Origin of the sequence: Amycolatopsis sp. MEPSY49 (assembly GCF_051337345.1) — a bacterium.
In the GTDB taxonomy this organism is placed as follows: Bacteria; Actinomycetota; Actinomycetes; order Mycobacteriales; family Pseudonocardiaceae; genus Amycolatopsis.
Genome location: NZ_JBDLYJ010000005.1, coordinates 458,547 through 475,528 on the forward strand (window position 1 = coordinate 458,547; position 16,982 = coordinate 475,528).

General features: G+C 72.0%; 19 protein-coding genes. 8 read left to right on the forward strand and 11 right to left on the reverse strand.

What is annotated here, in order from left to right; all coding sequences use genetic code 11:
* Positions 1 to 19 precede the first annotated feature (19 nt).
* Positions 20 to 1,525, reverse strand: a complete 1,506-nt coding sequence (locus ABFJ78_RS25285; RefSeq protein WP_436388834.1) for an alpha/beta fold hydrolase — start codon at positions 1,523 to 1,525, stop codon at positions 20 to 22.
* A 325-nt stretch (positions 1,526 to 1,850) separates the two neighbouring features.
* Here ABFJ78_RS25285 and ABFJ78_RS25290 point away from each other — a divergent pair, with 325 nt between their 5' ends.
* From ABFJ78_RS25290 to ABFJ78_RS25310, 5 genes are read left to right on the forward strand one after another with little or no spacing between them, the layout of a single operon-like run.
* Positions 1,851 to 2,246 carry a GntR family transcriptional regulator gene (locus tag ABFJ78_RS25290; protein WP_400878524.1) on the forward strand — a complete coding sequence of 132 codons (396 nt, stop codon included), beginning with the start codon at positions 1,851 to 1,853 and terminating at the stop codon, positions 2,244 to 2,246.
* Positions 2,243 to 3,124 (forward strand): ABC transporter ATP-binding protein, encoded by an 882-nt coding sequence (locus ABFJ78_RS25295; protein ID WP_436388835.1) that lies wholly within the window; start codon positions 2,243 to 2,245, stop codon positions 3,122 to 3,124. The genes ABFJ78_RS25290 and ABFJ78_RS25295 overlap by 4 nt, the downstream gene beginning before the upstream one ends.
* Complete coding sequence (locus tag ABFJ78_RS25300; RefSeq protein WP_436388836.1) at positions 3,121 to 4,104, forward strand: ABC transporter permease subunit; 984 nt, start codon at positions 3,121 to 3,123, stop codon at positions 4,102 to 4,104. Before ABFJ78_RS25295 ends, ABFJ78_RS25300 begins: the two co-directional genes overlap by 4 nt.
* Positions 4,105 to 4,124: 20 nt before the next feature.
* Complete coding sequence (locus tag ABFJ78_RS25305; protein WP_436388837.1) at positions 4,125 to 5,237, forward strand: alpha/beta hydrolase family protein; 1,113 nt, start codon at positions 4,125 to 4,127, stop codon at positions 5,235 to 5,237.
* Positions 5,234 to 6,349, forward strand: a complete 1,116-nt coding sequence (locus ABFJ78_RS25310; protein WP_436388838.1) for an alpha/beta hydrolase family protein — start codon at positions 5,234 to 5,236, stop codon at positions 6,347 to 6,349. The genes ABFJ78_RS25305 and ABFJ78_RS25310 overlap by 4 nt, the downstream gene beginning before the upstream one ends.
* A 46-nt stretch (positions 6,350 to 6,395) precedes the next feature.
* Here the strand turns inward: ABFJ78_RS25310 and ABFJ78_RS25315 are convergent, their stop codons facing one another.
* The 5 genes from ABFJ78_RS25315 to ABFJ78_RS25335 form a co-directional block, all read right to left on the reverse strand.
* Complete coding sequence (locus ABFJ78_RS25315; protein ID WP_436388839.1) at positions 6,396 to 6,869, reverse strand: nitroreductase family deazaflavin-dependent oxidoreductase; 474 nt, start codon at positions 6,867 to 6,869, stop codon at positions 6,396 to 6,398.
* Entirely contained in the window at positions 6,866 to 7,420 is a 555-nt protein-coding gene (locus tag ABFJ78_RS25320; protein ID WP_436388840.1) for a TetR/AcrR family transcriptional regulator, read from the reverse strand. Before ABFJ78_RS25320 ends, ABFJ78_RS25315 begins: the two co-directional genes overlap by 4 nt.
* A 54-nt stretch (positions 7,421 to 7,474) precedes the next feature.
* A complete protein-coding gene (locus ABFJ78_RS25325; RefSeq protein ID WP_436388841.1) occupies positions 7,475 to 8,326 on the reverse strand; it encodes a formate/nitrite transporter family protein in 852 nt (283 codons plus the stop codon).
* A gap of 180 nt (positions 8,327 to 8,506) precedes the next feature.
* Positions 8,507 to 9,049 (reverse strand): ferritin, encoded by a 543-nt coding sequence (locus tag ABFJ78_RS25330; protein ID WP_436388842.1) that lies wholly within the window; start codon positions 9,047 to 9,049, stop codon positions 8,507 to 8,509.
* A gap of 34 nt (positions 9,050 to 9,083) precedes the next feature.
* Entirely contained in the window at positions 9,084 to 9,599 is a 516-nt protein-coding gene (locus tag ABFJ78_RS25335) for a hypothetical protein (RefSeq protein ID WP_436388843.1), read from the reverse strand.
* Positions 9,600 to 9,679: 80 nt separating this feature from the next.
* On the opposite strand from ABFJ78_RS25335, the gene ABFJ78_RS25340 reads away from it, so the two are divergent.
* Both ABFJ78_RS25340 and ABFJ78_RS25345 read left to right on the forward strand, forming a co-directional pair.
* The gene (locus ABFJ78_RS25340; RefSeq protein ID WP_436389018.1) at positions 9,680 to 10,429 is read left to right on the forward strand and encodes an SDR family NAD(P)-dependent oxidoreductase; all 750 of its coding nucleotides are present in this window, start codon (positions 9,680 to 9,682) and stop codon (positions 10,427 to 10,429) included.
* A 31-nt stretch (positions 10,430 to 10,460) separates the two neighbouring features.
* A complete protein-coding gene (locus ABFJ78_RS25345) occupies positions 10,461 to 11,078 on the forward strand; it encodes a PaaI family thioesterase (protein ID WP_436388844.1) in 618 nt (205 codons plus the stop codon).
* A 70-nt stretch (positions 11,079 to 11,148) separates the two neighbouring features.
* Here the strand turns inward: ABFJ78_RS25345 and ABFJ78_RS25350 are convergent, their stop codons facing one another.
* From ABFJ78_RS25350 to ABFJ78_RS25370, 5 genes are read right to left on the reverse strand one after another with little or no spacing between them, the layout of a single operon-like run.
* Positions 11,149 to 11,907, reverse strand: a complete 759-nt coding sequence (locus ABFJ78_RS25350; RefSeq protein WP_436389020.1) for an MHYT domain-containing protein — start codon at positions 11,905 to 11,907, stop codon at positions 11,149 to 11,151.
* A 19-nt stretch (positions 11,908 to 11,926) separates the two neighbouring features.
* A complete protein-coding gene (locus ABFJ78_RS25355) occupies positions 11,927 to 12,514 on the reverse strand; it encodes a GTP-binding protein (RefSeq protein WP_436388845.1) in 588 nt (195 codons plus the stop codon).
* The gene (locus tag ABFJ78_RS25360; protein ID WP_364462721.1) at positions 12,495 to 12,872 is read right to left on the reverse strand and encodes a DUF742 domain-containing protein; all 378 of its coding nucleotides are present in this window, start codon (positions 12,870 to 12,872) and stop codon (positions 12,495 to 12,497) included. The genes ABFJ78_RS25355 and ABFJ78_RS25360 overlap by 20 nt, the downstream gene beginning before the upstream one ends.
* Positions 12,869 to 13,303, reverse strand: a complete 435-nt coding sequence (locus ABFJ78_RS25365) for a roadblock/LC7 domain-containing protein (protein WP_436389021.1) — start codon at positions 13,301 to 13,303, stop codon at positions 12,869 to 12,871. Before ABFJ78_RS25365 ends, ABFJ78_RS25360 begins: the two co-directional genes overlap by 4 nt.
* A 5-nt stretch (positions 13,304 to 13,308) precedes the next feature.
* On the reverse strand, positions 13,309 to 15,528 hold the full coding sequence (locus ABFJ78_RS25370) for an ATP-binding protein (RefSeq protein ID WP_436388846.1): 2,220 nt from the start codon (positions 15,526 to 15,528) through the stop codon (positions 13,309 to 13,311).
* Between the two features lie 395 nt (positions 15,529 to 15,923).
* Here ABFJ78_RS25370 and ABFJ78_RS25375 point away from each other — a divergent pair, with 395 nt between their 5' ends.
* Positions 15,924 to 16,883 carry an ArsR/SmtB family transcription factor gene (locus ABFJ78_RS25375; RefSeq protein ID WP_436388847.1) on the forward strand — a complete coding sequence of 320 codons (960 nt, stop codon included), beginning with the start codon at positions 15,924 to 15,926 and terminating at the stop codon, positions 16,881 to 16,883.
* Positions 16,884 to 16,982 lie beyond the last annotated feature (99 nt).

Genomic DNA, 16,982 nt, shown 5'->3' on the forward strand with positions numbered 1-16,982 from the left:
AAGTGCCGCCCCCTCGGCCTCAGCCCGCGAAGGGGCTCGCGTCGATCGCGCAGGTCTTGCCCGCCGCCGGGAACGCCCCGGAGATCAGGTAATCCCGCTTCACCTGCTCGGTGCAGGTGCTCGGCACGTACATCGACGAGTGGCCGTACCCCTCGGTGACGAACACCCGGGCGCGGGCCAGTTCCGCGGCGCCGTCCTGGGCGCCGTGGAGCGGGGTCGACGGGTCGTAGCGGTTGTTCAGCACCAGGATCTCCGCCGACGTCGGGCGGTTCCACGGGCCCGTGTAGCGGTCGGCGTCCTTGGCCTGCCAGAACGCGCAGCTCATCATGTCCAGCACCGCGATCCGGCCGAAGTACGGCACCCGCTGGTCTTCGGATTCGGCGTACCGGCTGTAGATCGCCGGGTCGGCCGGGACGTCGCTGTCGCTGCACTGGATCGCGTTGAACGCCTCGGTGCGGTTGGCCGTGTACGGCTCGCCCGTCTTGAACGCGGCCGCTGTGCGAGGAGCGTCGTACAGGCGCTGCAGCAGGGACGCGATGTCCGGCCAGCCCCGCGAGTCGGACAGGTCCGCCGCAGCGTTGATGATGCCGGAGTACGTCCAGGTTTCGCCGTCCACGGTGATCGGGGCCTGCTTGGCCCGCGCCGTGATGGCCGTCCACTTCGCCTTCGGGTCACCCGAAGAGAACGCGCACTTCGGGCCGGCTTCCGTGCACAGGCGCAGGAACTGGTCGAACGTCTGCGAGATGCCGGTGGCGACGTCCTGGCGGGTGTCCAGCGGGACGGTCTTCCCAGTGCCGTCGTGGCCGGTGGCGTTGCCGACGAAGTCCATCGTGCCGTCGAACACCATCGCCCGGATGCGGTTCGGGAACAGGTTCGCGTACGTGGCCCCGAGCTGGGTCCCGTAGGAAATGCCGTGGTAGGTCAGCTTCGCGTCGCCGACCGCGCGGCGCAGCAGCTCGAGGTCCCGCGCGGTGTTGGCCGTCGAGACGTGTTCGAGGATCGGGCCCGCCTTCGCTTGGCAGCGGTCGGCGAGTTCCTTGGACTTGGCGTAGAAGGCCGCGTTGCCGCTCGGGTCGCCGGGCATCTCCGGGAAGGAGCCGAAGAACGACTCCTGCTCGGCGACGGTGTCGAAGCACCGGACGGCGGTGCTGTTCGCGATGCCGCGCGGATCCCACGAGACGACGTCGAACCGCGCGCGCAGCTGGTCGGAGAACAGCCACGGCCACTTACCGCGTTCCCGCAGGCGTTGCAGGCCGGACGCGCCCGGGCCGCCGAAGTTGACGAACAGCGTGCCGATCTTGTGCGCGGGATCGGTGGCGGGCAGCTTGATGAGCGCGAGGTCGATCTTCGCGCCGGCGGGCCGGTCGTAGTCCAGCGGCACCGAAGCGGTGGCGCACTGGAAGCCGTCTTCACAGCCGGCCCAGCTCAGCTTCGGTGCGGGAACGCTGTCGACGGAGGCGGAAGCCACCGCCGGCCCGGCCACGACGGCCATCGAGACACCGAGCGCGACGACGATGCCGCGCACGATGCCTCCCCCAGGAAATCGACGCACGAAGAACCCTTTCGTCGGAGGAGATGATCACCCCCTCAGACGGGTGAGGCGGTGATGGGGTTGGCAGCCGCGCCGAAAAAGATCACGGCCGTTCGTGAGTTGTTCGCGCGAAGCCCGGGGAGGGTTCCCGCGCGACCGCCGGCGCCCAGCGCCCCAATGTGGCCTTCGGTGCGTCAGACGCACCCAAGGCGGCCTTCGGTGCGTCAGACGCAACCAAGGCCGCCTTGGGGCGCTGGGGCTGGCGCGGACTTGCACTGCTTAGCTATAGTACTAGGCAACTAGATAAATGGAGTTGCCGATGATCGAATTCCACCTCGACGCCCGGTCGGGTCTCTCGCCGTACCAGCAGCTGGTCCAGCAGGTGCGGCACGCCCTCCGCCTGGGCCTGCTCGCCGAGGGAGACCAGCTCCCGAAGGTCAAGGACGTGGTCGCCTCCCTCGCCATCAACCCGAACACCGTGCTGAAGGCCTACCGCGAACTGGAGCACGACGGCCTCGTCTCGGCGCGGCCCGGCGTCGGCACCTTCGTCACCGCGACGCTCAACGGCGGCACCTCCTTCGCCGTGCTCGGGTCGCTGCGGCAGGACCTGCGCCGCTGGCTCGGCAAGGCCCGCAAGGCGGGGCTCGACGAAGAGAGCATCGAGGCCCTGCTGATGTCCACGTTTCGCGACTCCGCCAGAGAGGACATAGCGTGACCGTCCTGACCGCCCGGGGACTGGGCAAGAAGTACAAGCGCAAGTGGGCGCTGACCGGCTGCACGCTCGAAATCGAGGCCGGCCACGTCACCGGGCTCGTCGGCCCCAACGGCGCCGGCAAGTCCACCCTCCTGAACATCGCCTCCGGCATGCTGGAGCCGACGACCGGCAGCATCGAGGTGTGCGGCGGGGTGCCCGGCAGCGGGCCGGACCAGCTGGCGAAGGTCGGGTACGTCGCCCAGAGCACGCCCGTCTACACCGGACTGACCATCGAAGAGCACCTGCGGCTCGGCGCGCACCTCAACCCGCGCTGGGACGCCGCGCTCGCCGCGAAACGGATCGAACGGCTGGGGCTCGACCCGAAGCAGCACGCCGGGAAGCTGTCCGGTGGACAGCGGGCGCAGCTCGCGCTCACCCTCGGCATCGCCAAGCGCCCCGAGCTGCTGCTGCTCGACGAGCCGGTCGCCGCGCTGGATCCCCTGGCGCGCCGGGAATTCCTGCAGGACCTCATGGAGGCCGTCGCCGAGCACGGGCTGTCCGTCGTGATGTCCTCGCACCTGGTCAACGACCTGGAACGCGTCTGCGACCACCTCGTCGTGCTGGTGGACTCGCAGGTCCGGGTGATCGGCGAGGTCGAAGAGCTGCTGGCCACGCACCATCGGCTGTCGGGGCCGCGCCGTGACGTCGGCACGCTGCCGGCGGACCAGCACGTCGTCTCCGAGAAGCACACCGACCGCCAGACCACCGTGCTCGTGCGCACCGAGGCGCCGATCCTCGATCCCGCGTGGACGGTCGCGCGGATCGGCCTCGAGGACCTCGTCCTCGAGTACATGAGCAACCCCGCCGCCGCCCGTCCCGCCCTGGAGGTCCTCCGATGACCTGGCTGACCTGGCGCCAGTTCCGCCTGTCGGCGCTGTCCGTCTTCACCGCGCTGGTCCTGATCGGCGTCGTGCTCGCCATCACCGGGCCGGACCTGGTCGGGCGCACCGACTTCTCCGACCAGGACGTCCTCTTCGGCGGCACGATCCTGGTGCTGTACCTGCTGCCCGCGGCGATCGGCGTGTTCTGGGGCGTCCCGATGATCACGCGCGAGCTGGAGAGCGGCACGCACAGCCTGGTCTGGAACCAGACCGTCACGCGCAAGCGCTGGCTCACCACCAAGCTCGGCGTCGGGCTGCTCGCCGCGATGGTGGCGGCCGGCCTGCTCGGCTGGGCGGTGTCGTGGTGGGCGAGCCCGATCGACGCGCTCGCGGCCCAGCAGACCGACCGCGGGATGCTCTCGCGCATCATGCCCGTCGTCTTCGGCGCCCGCGGCATCGTCCCGATCGGTTATGCGGCCTTCGCGCTCGCGCTCGGAGTCGCGGTCGGGATGCTGCTGAAGCGGACGGTGGCCGCCATGGCCGTCACGCTCGTCGCGCTCGCCGCCGTGCTGCTCGTGGTGCCGAACTTCGTGCGGCCGTACCTCATCCCGCCGGCGCAGATGACGGTACCGATCGTCAGCAAGGACATCACGAACATCACCGGCGACGACACCCACGGCATCCTGGAGATCGGCGTGCGGAACCCGGCCGGCGCGTGGGTACTGGCGAACGAGACCATCGACCCCGCGGGCAACATCGCCGAGCCGCTGCCGGACTTCATCCAGACCTGCGCCCCGCGGCCGGGCCAGGGCCCGCCGGAGCGCGGAACCATGGAAGCGTGCATGGCCCAGCTCGGCCGGCACGGCTACCAGCAGCGCCTGACCTACCAGCCGGGTTCGCGGTTCTGGGCGCTGCAGTGGCTCGAACTCGCGCTCTACCTCGCCATGACCGCACTGCTCACCTGGTTCTGCTTCCGACGCGTCCGCCACCTGTCCTGACGATTCCGACTGGGGGAATCATGCGCACTCTCGCGGTAGCCACCGCCCTCACCCTCACGCTGTCCGCGTCGCCGGTCGCTTCGGCGGCCACGACGCCCCACCTGCCCCGCCCGACCGGCCGCGAGCCCGTCGGCGTCAGCACACTGTCCCTTGTGGACACCTCGCGCCCCGATCCCTGGGTGGCGACCGTGCCCTACCGGGAGCTGATGGTCTCCGTCTTCTACCCGGCGGCCCGGGCGAACGGGCCCACGAAGCAGTACATGACGCCGCTGGAGTCCGAGCGCAACCTCGAACGGGAGAACATCCCAGGGCTGCCGCTGGACGTCCTGAGCACCGTCCGGACGAACGCCGTCGTCGACGCGAAGCCGGCCGGGCGGTGGCACGGCCTGCCGCTGGTCGTGCTGTCACCGGGCTGGACGCAGCCGCGCGCCACGCTCACCGCGCTGGCCGAGGACCTCGCCAGCCGGGGCTACGCCGTCGCGGCGATCGACCACACCTACGAAAACCGCGCCACGACCTTCCCCGACGGGCACGTCACCGGCTGCGCCGCCTGCGAAGTCGACGACCAGCCCGGGTTCTGGGAGAAGTTCGCGCAGGTGCGGTCGAAGGACACGTCGTTCGTGCTCGACGAGCTGCTGCGCTCGAAGAAGTGGGGCGCCCTGATCGACCCGGCGCGGATCGGCATGACCGGCCACTCCGCGGGCGGCGCGGTCACGACGCAGGCGATGCTGGCCGACCCGCGCATCCGGGCCGGCGCCGACATCGACGGGAGCATCCACGTGCCGCTGCCGGCTTCGGGGCTGTCCCGGCCGTTCCTGTTCCTGGGCAGCATGGACGAGTACACGCCGGGTCAGCCCGGTCCGTACGACGACTGGGAAACCGACTGGACGCACCTGACGGGCTGGAAGCGCTGGCTCATGGTGTCCGGCACGGCGCACGCGTCCTTCACCGACCTCGGTGTGCTGGCCGAGCAGCTGGGCGTCGACCTCGGCGCGTCGATCGACGCGAACCGGGCGCTGACGATCACCCGGAACTACGTAAGCGCTTTCTTCGACCGGAACCTGCGGTGCCGGCCCCAGCCGCTGCTGGCCGCGCCGTCGCCCGCCTACCCGGAAGTGACGTTCATCGGATGAAGACAATGATCCTGACCGCGGTCACCGCGCTGGCCTTGTCCGCGCCCGTGGCTTCGGCCCAGCCGCACTCCCCGGAGGTCGACTCCGCCATGACGCTCTCCTTGCCCGCGCCGACCGGGAACCGGCCGGTGGGCAGCACACCGGTGTACCTGAAGGACACCTCGCGCCCGGACCCCTGGGTGCCGTCGGTGCCCTACCGGGAACTGATGGTCTCGCTCTTCTACCCGGCGGCGTCCGCGCACGGGCCGAAGACGCAGTACCTGACCTCGGCCGAATCCGCAGCCCTGTTGCGGGACAGCGGCCTGGACGTGCCGCCGGACCTGCTCACCGGGGTGGCGACCAACTCGGTGGCCGGTGCCCGGCCGGCCGGGCACCACCTGCCCCTGGTGGTGCTTTCGCCCGGCTACACCAAGCCCCGCGCCACGCTCACCGCGCTGGCCGAGGACCTGGCGAGCCACGGGTACGCCGTCGCGCTCGTCGGCCACACCTACGAGAACACCGGCACGAGCTTCCCGGACGGGCACTTCGCCGGGTGCGCGTCCTGCGAGGTGCCGCACGACACCGCGTTCTGGACGAAGCTGGAACTGGGCCGGGCCGCCGACGTGTCGTTCGTGCTGGATTCCCTCACCCGCTCGAAGAAGTGGGGCCCGCTCGTCGACGCGTCGCGGATCGGCATGGCCGGGCACTCCATGGGGGGCGCGAGCACGATCCCCGCGATGGTCGCCGACTCCCGCATCCGGGCCGGGATCGACATCGACGGCACGACGGAGGTCCCGCTCACCGCACCCGGGCTGGCCCGGCCGTTCATGTTCGTCAGCCACGCGCGGACGCCGGCGTGCGCGCCGGGGAACGTGCCGTGGGAACGGGACTGGGCGCAGCTGACCGGCTGGAAGCGCTGGATCGAGGTGGCGGGCACGCTGCACGCGTCCTTCACCGACGTGGGCCTGGTCGGGGACCAGCTCGGCGTCGACCTGGGCGCGACGACGAGCGCCGCGCGGACGCAGGAGATCACGCGGACGTACGTGAATGCGTTCTTCGACCGGCACCTGCGGGGCGAGAACCGGCCGCCGCTCGACGCCCCGGCCTACCCGGAAGTTTCGTTCTGCCGCTGAAAAAGGCGGAAGCGGCACGCGTTGGGGGTGTGCCGCTTCCGCCTTTCTATTGCTGTTGGCGCAATCCGACGATGGGCAGCTGGCTCGCCATGAGCCGGCGCCCGTCCTCGCTGCCGTCGTACCGCCGGCCCAAGAGCTTGCTCAGCACGTGCCGCAGGATCGGAGCCGCCAAGCGGTTGCGGTGCTCGTACCGCGCGAGCACCTCGACCGCTTCGGCCTCGCCGAGCACCCGGTGGCTCGGCGCGAACCGGCGCCGGCCCACCACGACCTCGACCGGCGGCCGGGCCCGGATGTTGCGGTACCAGTCGGCGCCCGCGCCCAGCCCGGCCACGACGAAGTACTCGCCGCGGGCGACGCCGACGACTTCGAGGACCGTGCGGTAGGTGCGGCCCGAGCGGCGGCCGACGTGTGTCAGGCACAGGAACCGCCGGCCGAGCAGCCACCCGAAGCCGTGGTCGTACAGGCGTACCGGGGCCCGGAAGACCGCTCGCAGGACCCGTCCGGGCCGCGCCGCCGTCACGACCGGACCAGCCGGAGCAGGACGGCCGCCGCCGCGGGAGCCGGGCTCAGCGGCCGGTGCAGCAGCAACCCGTCGACGGTGGCGACGAGCACCGCCGCGGTCGCGTCGGCGTCCGGGACGCCGAGGGCGTGGAGCCGCCCGCCCAGCCGCGTCCGCAGGCCGTCGAGGATCGCCGCGATCCCCCGGCGCAGGGTATCGTCGCGCGTCGCGGCGAGGTAGGCCTCGACGAACAGCAGCGACGCCGGGTCGGCGCCGGTGTACCGCTCGACGGAGCCGGCCAGCGCGTCGACGACCTCCTCGGGCGTGCGCGCCCGCTCCAGCAGCGGTTCGACCTCGCCGGCCAGCTCGCGCATCGCGGCCAGCACGGCCTCGGCGAGCAGCACCTGGACCGACGCGAAGTGGTAGTGCACGACGCTGGGCGTGACACCCGCGCGCTCGGCGATGACCCGGGTGCTGACCGCGGGCCACCCGCGTTCCGGGACGAGTTCGGCCGCCGCCGTCAGCAGCCGCTGCCGGACCGCTTCGCCGCGCGCGGCCGCTGGTGAAGTCATGGAACCTCCGATCAGGGCAGTCGTACAGGACGACTGCCCTGATCGTACTCCTGCCTAGGCGGAGACGGGTTCCAGCGCTTCGCCGGCCGGACGCGGCGCGGCCGTCAGCGCCGGTTCGCCGCGGCCGAGGAACCCGTAGCCCGCGCCGACGATCAGGCCGCCGCCCACGAGGTTGCCCAGCCCGACCAGCACCAGGTTGAGCGCGAACGCCCCGAACGTCGCTCCCGGCACGCCTTCGAACAGGCCGAGGGAGAACGTCGTCATGTTGGCCACCACGTGCTCGAACCCGGAGCCGATGAACGCGAGCAGGCACCAGAAGAGCAGCACCAGCTTCGCGCCGTCCGACTTCGTCCGGGCCGCCATCCAGACCCCGAGGCAGACCAGCAGGTTGCAGAGCACGCCGCGAAAGAAGAGCATCGCCGCCGACTCCGCGGTCTTCGCCTGCACCGTCGCGGCGAGCAACGCGGCGGCGGGCGCGGCGTGCCCCGGGGTCGCGCCCGCCTGCAGGATCCCGCTTTCGTGCACCAGCCAGGCGAACAGGACCGAGCCGGCCAGGTTGCCCGCGAACGACCCGGCGATCACCGCGATCCCCTGGCCCACCCCGCGGCGGCGCGCGAACGCGCCCTGCACCATCGTCATCATGTTGCCGGTCGACAGCTCACCGCCCGCGAACACCACGAGCGTCAGCGCGATCCCGAACACCAGCCCCTGCACGAGCTTCGTCCACGGCGACTGCGCCGCGTTCAACGGCCCGGTCACGGCGAGCAGCACCACCACGGCGATCCCGATGTACGCGCCCGCCAGGGCGGAGCTCAGCAGGTACCGGCCCGGCCGCCGCAGCTCGGCGATCTTGCTTCGCGCGGCGTCCGCCTGGACACCGAGGGCTTCGGAAATCGGGACGGGCACGGTGCTCCTCCTGGCGGTCTCGGTTACGGCGATCGGACGATCACCGGCCCCAGTCGAACCGCCGCCCGCTGCGGCGCGGTGAACCCGGCATCACGGCCTCGTGAGCGGCTCCGCACCCGCGCGCCGGGATCACGGTGAGACCGGTCATCCGGCACGAAGTGCGCACCGTTCCGGTAGCCGTCAGAGCTTGCCGCCCGCGACCGGTGGCATGGCCGGCGCGTCCTCGACGCCCGTCGCCGACTCGCGGTAGAGGTGGTTCTCGACCTCGAAGAGGTTGTCCGCGGCGCGCTCGACGACCGTGAGCAGCGTGGACATCTGGGCCACCTCTTCGACCTGCTCCTTGAGGAACCAGGCCACGAACTGCTCGCCCAGGTAGTCCTCCTCCGCCCGCGCGGCCTTCGCCATGGCCTCGATGTCGGCGGTCACCTCCCGCTCCTGCTCGAGGGCCAGCTCGATCGCCTCGTGCACGCTGGAGAAGTCGTTGCGGACGTCGCCGCTGCCGGGGATCGCCACCGGCTGGTCGCGGTCGAGCAGGTACTGGACCATGGCGAGCGCGTGGTTGCGCTCCTCGATCGACTGCCGGTAGAAGCGTTTCGCCAGCCTCGGCAGATCGCGGGCGTCGAACCAGACGGCGAGGGCGATGTACTGCTGCGCGGCGGTGAACTCGTGCCGGATCTGCGCCTGCAGGAGCTCGGAGAACTTCGAACGCTGGGTATCGGCCATGCCCCACAAGGTACGGCCTGCGCGGCCGCCGGGGCTACGAGCGGCGGGCGCCCCGGACGCTGTCCTTGACGGCGTCGAGCAGCTCGTTGCGGGCCGTGTTCAGGGCCCGGTACTCGGGTTTCCCGGGGTTGATCAGCTCGTGCCACAGGGAAACGACCGCGGCGCTGCGGTCCTCCAGTTCGTGCGCCCGGGCGATCACCGCCGGCGTCCCGATCACCTCCAGCATCGCGACCTGCTCCCGCAGGCCCGCGAGCGCCTCGGCGCCGGCCTGGTAGCGCGACCGGCGGTCGCCCTCGTCGGTGAGCACCTGGTACCGGAACGCGGTGATCCGCCCGAAGTACCGGGTGATCTCCAGGTAGGAGTCGCGGAGGTCGCGGTCCCACTGGCGCCGGTCCTCGCGGTTCAGCCGCCGCCGGTCGCTCAGCGACGTCGCCAGGAACGCGATCACCGCGCCCGCGAGCAGGAAGCCCCCGGCGATCACGGGAACACCCCACCACGGCGCGGAACCCGGTGCGGCTGGGGCGAGGGCGGCGGGCACCGGCGAGAGCATGTCGGCACGATACCGGGAAAAGGCGGCAAATCCGCCGGAAGAATTTCGCCGGAAGCTACGATCCGCGCGTGCCGAGCCACCTGCCCGACCTCGCCGGGACCGTCACCTGCGTCACCGGCGCGTCCGGCACGATCGGCCGCGGGATCGCCCTTCGCTTCGCCGAAGCCGGCAGCGCCGTGGCCGTGCACCACCGGCGTCCCGGTGCGGGCGACGACGTCGTCGCCGCCATCGAAGCCGCGGGCGGACGAGCGCGCTCCTTCGCCGCCGAACTCACCGACGACAACGCCTGCCACGCACTATTGGCAGCCGTCGCGGAGTGGGGCGGGCGGCTCGACGCGCTCGTCAACAACGCCGGCGTCCAGCCCGTCGAACCCCTCGCCGACCTGACCGCGCACCAGTGGCGCGCGATGCTCGACGCGACGCTGACCAGCGCCTTCTCCTGCACCCAAGCCGCCGCGCGGGTGCTGGGTGCCGGCGGCAGCGTCACGCACGTCGCGTCGATCGAAGCCCGGCAGCCCGCGCCCGGGCACGTCCACTACAGCGCGGCCAAGGCGGCGCTCGTCATGCACGCCCGGGGCGCCGCGCTGGAGTACGGCCCGCGCGGGATCCGCGTCAACACCGTGTCGCCCGGGCTGATCGCGCGCGACGGGCTCGAGCGCGACTGGCCCGAAGGCGTCGAACGGTGGCACCGCGCCGCGCCGCTGGGCCGGCTCGGCACGCCCGAAGACGTCGGCAACGCGTGCGTCTTCCTGGCCTCTCCGCTGGCTTCCTGGGTCACCGGGCACGACCTCGTCGTCGACGGCGGGGTCACGGCCCGGCCGACCTGGTAACCTGGAACACGTTCTAGTTCCTGGGGGCGCGATGACCTTCCCGATCGTCGACGGCGTGCCGCCCGGGCGCGCGCTGCTGGGGTCCCGGATCCGCGAGCTGATCGAAGCTTCCGTGTGCGCGGGCGACGAAGCCGACTTGGCCGCCGCCGCGAGCCGGGTCGAAGCGGTCACCGCCGCGCTGCGGGCGGCCGGCGGCGCACCACCGTTGCTGCTGGCGGCGCTCGAAGGCGGTGGCCACCTGAGCGTCAACAACCCGCTGGAAGGACCCGGGAACCCGTTGGCGCCACCGTTGTCGTGGACGCACGTCGGACCGGACGAGGTCCGCGCGGAGGTCCTCCTCGGCGCGGCGCACGAAGGACCACCGGGCCGGGTCCACGGCGGCTGGGTGGCGGCGGTCCTGGACCACGTGCTGGGCCGCGCCACCGCGGCGGCCGGCTTCCCCGGCATGACGGCGTCGCTGACCGTCGACTACCACCGGGGCACGCCGTACGCCGTGCCGCTCAGCGCGGAGGGGCGGCTGGACCGCCGGGACGGGCGGAAGCTGCACGCCACCGGCACCCTCCGCGCGGGCGAGGAGATCTGCGCTACCGCGAAGGCGATCCTGGTGCACTTCAGCGCGGACCGGTTCCCGGTGTCCACTTCGGACTGACGAGTCGCCCGTGTAGTGAATGACTCATTCATGTCACCTGGCGACAGGAATGAGTCATTCACTACACCGCTCACGGGACCATCGTCGTGTGCCGGGGCGCGTCCGAACTGGACGAGGCCATCAGCACCGCGCAGATCGGCACCGCCATCGCCAGCGCCGCCAGCACGAACACCGGGAACAGGAACGAAAACACCTCCGCGCCCGAGGGGTCCGGCGCTCCGGAGTCGAGGTGCAGCCGGACCGCCGCCATGCCCGTGTAGTGCATGCCCGTCACCGCCGCCGCCATCACCAGGCCCGCCGCCAGGCGCGGCAGGAGCTTGTCCAGCCCGACCGTGAACCACAGCGCCGCCGTCGCCGCAACCACCGCGATCACCACCGACAGCACCACCAGCGTCGGGTCGTAGCCGATCGTGCCCTTGATCTGCACCGCCCACATCCCCGTGTAGTGCATGACGTTCACGGCGAGCCCGGTCAGCAGCCCGCCGAGGAGCAGCCGCCGCCAGGCGAACCGGTTGCGGACGCCGAACACCAGCAGGCCGCAGAACACCGCCGCCACCGACAGGACCGCGGACAGCGCCGTGCGCAGGATGTCGTAGCGCACCGGCAGCCCCGGCGTCGAGAACCCGAGCATCGCGATGAAGTGCATGACCCAGATACCGACACCGCCGATCGACAGCGCCGCGAGCCCGAGCCAGGTCAGCCGGGTGCGCGCGTTGTCCGTCGTGCGCGCCTGCAGCGTGCACGCCAGCCCGAGCGCGCAGCCCACCACCGAAGTGAGGTACGCGAGCACCACGAGCCAGTGGCCCATGGCGAAGTCGTCGTGGTCCATGTGCATTTTCCGGCTCCTGTCAGGTCTGCCGCTGGCGCGGCGCGTGCAACGCGACCAACGCGTGTTCGGCCGCCGCGATGAGGGTCTGCTTCGTCGATTCCGGCGAGCGCGCGTCGCAGGTGATGATCTGGACCTCCGCGGGGATCTTCAGCGCTTCGCGCACCTGCTCCGGCGGGTGCTGGCGGGTGTCCTGGAACTGGTTGACGGCGACCAGGAACGGCAGCCCGCGCGACTCGAAGAAGTCGATCGAGGCGAAGCTGTCCGCCAGCCGGCGCGTGTCGACCAGGACGATCGCCGCCACCGCGCCGCAGACGAGGTCGTCCCACATGAACCAGAACCGGTGCTGGCCCGGCGTGCCGAACACGTAGAGGATCAGGTCGTCGGCCAGCGTGAGCCGGCCGAAGTCCATCGCCACCGTCGTGGCGAACTTCCCCGGCACCGCTTCGGTCCGGTCGACGCCGATGGCCGCGGCCGTCATCACGGCTTCGGTGCGCAGCGGGTCGATCTCGGAGACGGCGCCGACGAACGTCGTCTTGCCGGCCCCGAACCCGCCGGCCACGACGATCTTGGCCGAGGTGATCCGCTTGTCAGAGTGCGCGTAGTCCACTGAGGACCCTTTCGAGCAGGTCGTTGCGTTCGTCGAAGGAGGCGTCCGCGGTGAGCGTGTCGCGGATGGACACCTGGCCGGCGACCAGCAGGTCGCCGATGAGCACCCGGGCCACGCCCAGCGGCACGCCCAGGTGCAGCGCGACCTCCGCCACCGAGCGCTGGTGCAGGCACAGCTGCGTCACCGCGGCCAGCGGGTTGGTCGGGCTGAAGGGCGCCGTCCGGCCCTCGGCCGTCGTCTCGACAAGGGCTTCCACCGCCAGGTCGACCGTCGGCCGGGTGCGCCCGGCGGTCCACGCGTACGGACGGGCCAGCGATGCCGCGTGCCGCCCGCCTTCGCGGCGCCGGCCTTCGGTCACCGGCTCGCCCCGGGTTCCGCCGCAGGCCGGGCCGGCGTCTCGACCATCTTCCCGACCCGGTCGACGAGCAGCGTCATCTCGTAGCCGACCAGGCCGATGTCGCAGCCCGGGTTGGCCAGCACCACCAGGTTCGAGCCGTCGCCGACGTTCATCAGCAGCAGGAAACCCTGCTCCATCTCGATGACCGACTGCACGACCCGGCCGGCGGTGAACAGGTCCGCGGTGCCGAGCGCGAGGCTGGCGAGCCCGGACGCGATCGCGGAGAGCTGGTCCGCGCGGTCGCGCGGCATCGAGTCGTTCGCCGCCACGAGCAGGCCGTCCGCCGAGACGAGCGCGGCGTGCGCGACGCCGGGCACCTCCTGCGTGAACGCCGACACCAGCCAGCTCCGGGACTGGTCGGTCACTTCCGCTCCTTCCTGCCGGGTGCTCATGCTCATCACGGGCCCTTCGGGTCGGTCGCGACCCGGTGGCGGGCCGCGCGCATACCGCTGTAGTGCCGGGAAAGGTTGCTCCGCACCGCGGCCGGGTCCCGGAACGACGTATCGGCCTCCTGCGGCTGACGCGGGGTGACCGAGCCCGGGGCGAGCTGCGCGCCGGGCTGCCGGGTCGGCAGGCCGGACTCGGTGAACTCGAGGTCGTCCAGCGTGCCGACCGCGGCTTCGGCCGCCTGCCGGACGTCGTCGGCCGGGGTCGCCCACTCGCCGGGACGCGCCGGTTGCGCGGGCGGGTCGGCGAACCAGTGCGAAAGCATCTGGTCGAAGATCGGCGTCGGCATCGGCACGGGGTCCGCGACGGCCGGCGGTTCTTCGGCGGGCCACCGGGGTTCCGGCTCGTGGCGGGCACTGCCGTTGCGAGCCGGCGGCACCGCGGGCAGCCCGGGCCGCGGCGGCAGGTCGACCAGGATCAGCACCCCGGGCACGTGCACGCTGGCGGTGATGCCGGCGCTCGCGGTCCGCGTGGTCGTGTGCCGCAGCCGCACGGTGATCCCGTGCGAGGCGGCGAGCCTGCTCACCACGAACAGGCCCATCCGGCGGGTGGTCTCCGGGCTCACCGACGCGCCGGCGGCCAGCCGGGCGTTCGCCGCGTCGAGGTCCTCGCGGGTCATGCCGAGCCCGACGTCGACGACCTCGATCAGCACGCCGCCGTCGAAGCCGCGGTCGGCGGTGAGCACGACCTGCTCGTCCGGCGGGGACGACCGGATCGCGTTCTCCAGCAGCTCGGCGAGGATGTGCACGACGTCGGCCGCGGCCTCGGACTGCACCGACCCGCGGGGCGCGTTGCCGAGCGTGACGCGCTGGTAGTCCTTGACCTCCGACGTCGCCGCGCGCAGCAGCTCGACCGTCGCGACCGGCCCGACGTCGCGGCGCACCGGCCGTCCGCCCGCGAGGACCTGCAGGTTCTCGCCGTTGCGCCGCAGCCGGGTGGCGATGTGGTCGATCCGGAAGAGCTCGGCCAGCCGCTGCGGGTCCTGCTCGTCGGCTTCGAGGTCCTCGATCACCGACAGCTGCAGCTCCACCAGCGACTGGCTGCGCCGCGACAGCGTCATGAACATCTCGCTGACCTGGATCCGCATCTCGGCCTGCTCGCCGACGGCCAGCCGCACCGCCTGCCGGTGCATGTCGTCGAAGGCGCGGGCCAGCTCGCCGACCTCCTCGTCGGACTCGACGGGCAGCCGCTCGGTCGCCTGCCAGTCGACGTCGTCGCCCTCCCGGATCCGCTCGATGGTGGCGGGCAGCCGGCGGCGCGCGGTGTCGACCGCGGCCGCGTGCAGCCGCCGGATCGGGGCGACCACCGAGCGGGCCACGGCGAGCGCGATCGCGAGGGCGCCGAGCAGGGCCGCGAGCACGAGCGCGGCGTCGCGCAGCGCGTCGGAGCGGGTGAGGTTGGTCCGCGCGCCGACCGCGTCCGAGAGCGTCCGCACCTGGTCGTCCAGGATGGGCCCGAGCGCCGCGCGCTTGGCCGCGGGGCCGCCGGCGCCGGGGATGGTCGCGGCGGCGAACCGCGCGGCCACCGCACCGGACGGCAGCGCGCGGCGGATCTGCCCGGTGAGCACCGTCTCTTCGGCGACGGCGGCCGCGAGCGCGCCCGCGGATCTTCCGTCCGGCACCTCTTGGCCGGCCAGCGACGTCCTCAGCTGCGTCAATGCTTTGGTGATATCGGCCGGACGGTCGAGATCGACATTCCCGGCCTGCGCGACGATGCCGGGGATCACTTCACTCAAGCCGACGACGAAGTCGTGGTAGGCGGCGGCTTTCCCACCGGCCGGGCCTTCCTGCTGACGTAGGCCGGCCAATTTTCCCAATTGATCTTCCAGCGTACGGGAAAGCTCCGGGCCGAGCTGCGCGAATTCGGCGTCGTGGCGGATCGAGGCGGTTTTCGCGTCGACCGCGGCGGTCTGCGCGGCCGCGCCGTCGTGGATCATCTCGTCGTCGACGAGGCCGGCGAGCTCGGCGATCCCTTGCACGACCGGCATTTGGTCGCGCACGGCGCTGAGCGCGCCGGCCTGGGCGAGCTCGGCCTGCACGCGGCCGCCCGCCAGCAGCAGCGCGACCAGGACAGGCAGCAACAACACGACGGAGATCTTGGTGCGCAGCCGCCAGGTGCCGGGATTCCACGACGCGGTGGAACGACGGCGAAGCGGTTCGTCTTCTTTCATCGGTGGCTTGGCTCGATTCGTACCGGTGGCCCGAGAACGATTTCCTGGATCTTTTTTCCCCGGAATTCAGACCGGAGACATAACTCCGCGGGCGGCGGTGCTGTCAAGGAACGGCGGCCGTTTCCCCCGTACGCATCAGCTACGGAGGGTAATGGGCGGCGACGCTGCTTTTCGCCTGCGCCGGGTGCGTGAATTTCCGTCCGCGCCGGACGGTCGCGGGCCGGGCCGACCCCCAGCCGGCCCGCGCCACTCGCCGTGAAATCCGGCGAGAGGTGAGCACGACGGTGCCAGCGGCTCGTGAGCAGCGTCAACAGCCGCGCGGACCTTTCGCGCCTGGGTGAAACGTCACTCCGCGTCACCGCGGCTATCCTCGGCCGGGAAAGGGCGGTGCGGGCATGCTGAAGATCCACTTCACGGACGCGGACCTGGCGAAGGTGACCATCGCCGAGGACGCCGATCCGATGTGGGAGCTGCTGATGAGCAGCTACCGGATCCGCCGGCCCGAGGGCGAGCCGTTCTTCGGCCGGTGGCGCAAGGGCTCGCGCACCGCCGTCCCCGAGTCCGGGCGGCTGCTGATGTCGGCCGTCCCGCCGTACGGGTACTGCCCGGACTTCCTCACCCCGGCCGGGCACACCACGATCGGTGACGGCGTGGCCGCGGTGCTCGAGACCCCGGTGAAGGCGCTGGCCGGGGACGTCGCGGAGCTGGCGGCGCAGGGCACGCGCGTCACGCCGTGGCTGCGCCGGCTGGCCGGCGGCGAGACCCGCGAACTGCACCGGCTCGGCACCGCCCTGCACGACTACTACCGCCAGTGCCTGGCTCCGGACTGGGCGACGGTCCGCCACGTCGTCGCGCGCGACCGCCGCCGGCTGCGGGCGAACCTGGACCGCGGCGGGCCGCAGCTGCTGCTCTCGACGCTGCACCCGGACGTCACGTGGACGCCGCCGGTGCTGCGGGTGCGCTTCCCGATCGAGCAGGAACTGCACCTCGACGGCCGCGGCCTGCGCCTGATCCCGACGTTCTTCGCGCACGGCATGCCGACGACGTACAAGGACCCGGACCTGCCGCCGGCGCTGGTCTACTCGATCGGCCACGCGTGCTTCGACAGCGACGCCGAGCCCGGGCCGTCGCTGGTGGCGCTGCTCGGCCAGACGCGGGCGCGGGTGCTGGTGACGGTCGCGACCACCCGGTGCAACACGAGCGAGCTGGCCGCGGCGACGGGCGTGTCCCTGGCGACGGCCAGCCAGCACGCGTCGGTGCTGCGGGCCAGCGGGCTGATCACCAGCGCGCGGTCGGGCAAGTCGCAGATCCACGAGATCACGCCGCTGGGCCTGGGCGTCATCCGCGCCGGCTGACCGGGCGCGGCCCCGACCCCGGCGCGCGATTCCATGAAAGGGTCGTTCACCTCGTCAGACGTCATGAACGACCCTTTCATGACATCGCCGCGACGCCGG